Consider the following 425-nt stretch of genomic DNA (forward strand, 5'->3'; position numbering starts at 1 on the left):
GACTGCGACGCCGACGAACTGCTGGCCCGGTTCTGTGCGGTATCGGGACGGGAAGATGTGGTGGATGCCGCCTGTACGGGATATGAGGTACTGCACACCGAAACCCTGGGCCGCCAGAAATGCTGTACGGTACGGGCCACGGCAGACAATATCCTGGCCCGCGGTCTGGATGTAGACTGTACCGCTCTTTCGCTGCAAAAGGTTTTTGTGGCTTTGTGCGGCCATGAACGGGAGGGAGTCTGAGATGGCAAAAGCCCTGTGGTTCCTGATGAAGCCCGCCCTGGTAATGATGGGATGGCTGACCGGTGCCTATGCGGCACTGGCCCTGTTCTGTATGCTGACCGCCGGGAACACCTTCTTCTTTAATTATGTGCAGGGATTTTTTATCGTTTTCGATATTATCCTCGGCATCTGTGCGGCCCAGG

Annotated in this window: 1 protein-coding gene and 1 pseudogene; both read left to right on the forward strand. The window is 56.9% G+C overall.

The window, feature by feature from the left end; translation table 11 throughout:
- A pseudogene (locus tag H6B10_RS15445) lies at nt 1-243 on the forward strand (ABC transporter ATP-binding protein); the annotation flags it as partial.
- A 1-nt stretch (nt 244) separates the two neighbouring features.
- Nucleotides 245-425: hypothetical protein (locus H6B10_RS15450; protein WP_204652356.1), on the forward strand; the 181-nt coding region annotated here is incomplete at its 3' end.

It is taken from the genome of Gemmiger formicilis (assembly GCF_016901605.1).
In the GTDB taxonomy this organism is placed as follows: Bacteria; Bacillota; Clostridia; order Oscillospirales; family Ruminococcaceae; genus Gemmiger; species Gemmiger formicilis_B.